This window comes from Bradyrhizobium sp. UFLA05-125 (assembly GCF_059803515.1).
The window spans coordinates 1-3,604 of the sequence record NZ_JBANBJ010000151.1 but is presented as its reverse complement, the minus strand read 5'-3'; the positions used below and the strand labels follow the sequence as shown (position 1 = coordinate 3,604).

Here is a 3,604-nt window from a genome sequence, read left to right as displayed (position 1 = left end):
GACATTCCCTTCGATATCCCGCAGCCGGATCTCCTTGGACGAGCCGACGACGTGGCTGTTGGTGAGCACCAGCCCATCCGGCGAGATCACGATACCCGAACCGAGGCCGCCGCGCTCACGACCATTCGGCACCTTTGGCCCGGTCTCGACGCGCACCACGGCCGGCCCGACGCGCTCCGTCACGCCGATCACGGCATTGGAATAGGCATCGAGCAGGTTCTGGTCGTCGACGGGGGTGGATGGGACGGGTTGCGATGACAGGCTGGCATCGCTGAGATCTGAGGTGAAATCTAACATGGCGAATTTCCTTCGCGGGTCAGATGGTTACCTCGGACTTATAATGCAAGCCGGCCACTCTTCACGAACTGCTTAACTGACCTGACGCATCGTGTGAGCTCGGGCCTTGACCACGTCGAGCAGAGACCAATCGCCGTCCTCCAGCACGTGCCCTTTGGGGAAAGGCGCGCGCGGCTCGAGCCCGAGCGAGCGCAGCACGCGGTCATCGCGGTAATAACATTGCAGCACGACACGCACCAGTGTTGCGCCCGGCGCACCGCCTTCGGCTCGGAATGCGCCGATGACGCCGTCCCGCGTCGCAGCATCGAGTTCGGCAAGTGGCATGCCGGCAAGCCGCGCGAGATGATCGAGTGCCACGGCAACCGGCTTGGCGTCGCGGCCGAGCGTCGCGAGGATGTCGGCCTGGATGAGCTCGTCATCCGCACCGGGCATCCGGTACTCATCGCTCGTCGGGATGATCATGGCGGCAATGGTGCGCAAGTCCTGGCGCTGCCGCTGCGTGAGGGTGGCTTGGTCTGACATGGTCATCCCTAATCGAAGAGATTGGCGAGGCGCTGCTTCATCTGGTCGGCGACGTAGAGCGCGATGGCCTGGATGGTCGAGGTCGGGTTCACACCGCCCGAGGTGACGAAGACGCTGCCGTCGACGATGAACAGGTTCTTGACGTCATGCGAGCGACCCCATTCGTTGACGACGGAGCTTTGGGGGTCAGTGCCCATCCGCGCGGTGCCGAGCAGATGCCAGCCGCCCCAGGGGATCGGACTGTTGACGCAGATGTCGGTGGCTCCCGCGGTTTCGAGAAACTCCCGGCCGCGCGCCAGCGCGTGCTCCATCATCTTCCGGCTGTTCTCGCTGATGGTGTAGTCAATCTTTGGGGCGGGAATGCCGTGACTGTCCTTCAGGACGGGATCGAGCGTAACGCGATTGTGCTCTTCCGGCAGGTCCTCGCAGATCGCGGAGAATCCCAGCCGATGGCCGTTGAGCTTGCGGAAGACGCGGTGATGATCCGCGCCCCAGGGCAAAATGCCCTTCTGCTCGCTCACGACGGCTTCGAACACCGGTCCGGCACCGCGCACGAACTGGACGCCGTAGCCCCGCACGAAACCGCGTGACAGGTCTGTGTCGTAGAACTCCTTGCTCCACAAGCAGGTCGGCGGCGCGCGATTACTGTCAGTCGGCTCCGTGACATAGCCGTAGATCTGCGCGTAAGGGTGGAACATGAGGTTCTTGCCGACGAGGCCTGATGAATTGGCAAGCCCATTCGGAAAGCGCCCCGACGCAGAGTTGAGCAGCAGGCGCGGCGTGCCGACGCCGTTGCAGGCGATGATGACGACGTGCGCGCCCTGGAACTGCTCGACACCGTCCTTGTCGTAGTAGACGACGCCCGACGCCATGCCGTTCTCGTCGGTCGTGATCTCGCGCACCCGGCAATGGGTGCGCAGCTCGACGCCGGCGCGGATCGCCTGCGGCCAATAGGTGATGTCGGTCGAGGCCTTCGCACCTTGCGCGCAGGCCGGCGTGCAATGGCCGAGGTTGATGCAACGCGCCCTGCCCTCGTAGTCCATCGTCGCAACCGTCGTGTCCGACGGCCACCAGTGCCAGCCGAGCTTGTTCATGGCCTTGGCGACGAGGGGACCGGAGAGCCCCAGCGGCTGCGGCGGCATCGGCGGATGCGTCAGCGGCGAGAGCGGATCGCCCGAGAGACCCGAGGTCCCCATGATCCGGTCGTTCTCCTCGAAGAACGGCACCAGCCTGTCGTAGTCGATCGGCCAGTCGTCGGCCACGCCGTCCAGCGTCTTCACCTTGAAATCGGAGGGATGTAGCCGCGGCCAGTGCGCGGTGTACATCACCGTCGAGCCGCCGACCGCGTTGAAATTGACGACCTTGATCGGCGAGTTGTCGTCGTTGATCGGATAGTCCTCGGGCCGGCCGCGGATGTTCGGACTGGTCGACCATTCGCCGTAGAACCTCGCTTCCCAGTCCCGGCCGGTGCTCGGATAGTCCGCCGGCTTCATCCAATCGCCCTGCTCGAGGCAAAGGATGTGCATCTTGGTCTCGGCGAGTGACCAGGCGACCGCGGCTCCGGAGGCGCCGGCGCCGATGATCAGGACGTCCACGGGGTCGTTTGCCAAAGTCATCCTCCCGCCCTCGCCGCTTCCCGGGCGATTAAGCCTTGCGTGCAACGTCAAACGATAGGGTCAGAGCGGCCGGCGAGTAAAGCCGCGGGGGACGAATGTCAGGCTTCGCTGGGCGCAGACCATTGGTGTTGCAATGTCGAGATGCTAGAGAACCCTCGCGAAAGAGCAAATCGATAGCGAGAACGTATGTCCTTCCAGAATTTCTTTGCCACCGCCCGCGCCGCCGCACTTGTCTTGTTTCTCGCTATCCTCGGCTGCGTCGCCGATACCGGACCTGGCTTCGCCGTGACGGCCAGCGCAACGGTACGGGACGGCAACTCCATCCAGCTCGGCGATGCGACCTACCGGCTGGACGGTGTCGACGCGCCGGAACTTGACCAGGTCTGCATCGACGACCACGCCGATCCCTGGACCTGCGGCCTGGAGGCGCGCGATCAGCTCACAAAGCTGATCAACGGCCGCAACGTACGCTGCGACGATGTCGGGCCCGAGAAGAGCTTTGGCAAGCGCCACCGCGCCATCTGCACGGCCGAGGGCGACAAGGCGAGCCTGAACGAGCAGCTCGTCCGCCTCGGCTTTGCCGTCGCACGCGAGCCGATCAAGGCGAACGTCAAGCCGGCCGCCGCCGAGGCCAAGACCAATTCGGCCGGCATCTGGAAGGGCTGCTTTGTTGCACCGCAGGAATTCCGCACCGGCAAAAGGGATGGCACACTGCTCGGCGCTGCCTGCCGCCCCGACCGCGACAAGGAAATCCGCACGGTGCTGTTTCCGGACGAGCTGACCATGCCGCCGAACTGCAGCATCAAGGGCAAGCTCGCGGTGCGCGCACGCGTCACCGGCAATATTGGCATCTACCATTTGCGGGGCTGCCCCAGCTATCCGGCAACGACGAAGCCCGACCGCTGGTTCTGCTCGGAGGACGACGCGCAAGCGGCGGGATTCCGCAAGGCTTACAACTGCCGCAGGCCGAAGTGATCTGAGCGTGGGCGCGACCTCGCCTCTCACTGCATCTGCATGATCTGGTCCATCGCCGGCATGTTCTCGTTCAGGTGCGACATGATCCAGACCGAGCCGCCGACCACCAGGAAGACGATCAGGAGCCCGAAGGCGAGTGCGAGGACGTTGTTGGTGTTGTCGGGACCGGTCGTGATGTGCAGGAAGAACACGAG

At 64.4% G+C, this 3,604-nt stretch carries 3 protein-coding genes and 2 pseudogenes; 1 reads left to right on the top strand and 4 read right to left on the bottom strand.

Annotated features, from left to right (window positions below):
* The 3 genes and pseudogenes from SO156_RS45540 to SO156_RS45530 all read right to left on the bottom strand — a co-directional run.
* Positions 1-297: pseudogene (locus SO156_RS45540) on the bottom strand (serine protease); the annotation flags it as partial.
* A 72-nt stretch (positions 298-369) separates the two neighbouring features.
* Positions 370-819 (bottom strand): hypothetical protein, encoded by a 450-nt coding sequence (locus tag SO156_RS45535; RefSeq protein WP_458143602.1) that lies wholly within the window; start codon positions 817-819, stop codon positions 370-372.
* An 8-nt stretch (positions 820-827) separates the two neighbouring features.
* On the bottom strand, positions 828-2,435 hold the full coding sequence (locus tag SO156_RS45530) for a GMC family oxidoreductase (RefSeq protein ID WP_498539425.1): 1,608 nt from the start codon (positions 2,433-2,435) through the stop codon (positions 828-830).
* Between the two features lie 186 nt (positions 2,436-2,621).
* Here SO156_RS45530 and SO156_RS45525 point away from each other — a divergent pair, with 186 nt between their 5' ends.
* On the top strand, positions 2,622-3,410 hold the full coding sequence (locus SO156_RS45525) for a thermonuclease family protein (RefSeq protein ID WP_498539424.1): 789 nt from the start codon (positions 2,622-2,624) through the stop codon (positions 3,408-3,410).
* A gap of 26 nt (positions 3,411-3,436) precedes the next feature.
* Here the strand turns inward: SO156_RS45525 and SO156_RS45520 are convergent.
* Positions 3,437-3,604 (bottom strand): annotated as a pseudogene (locus SO156_RS45520) (cytochrome o ubiquinol oxidase subunit IV); the annotation flags it as partial.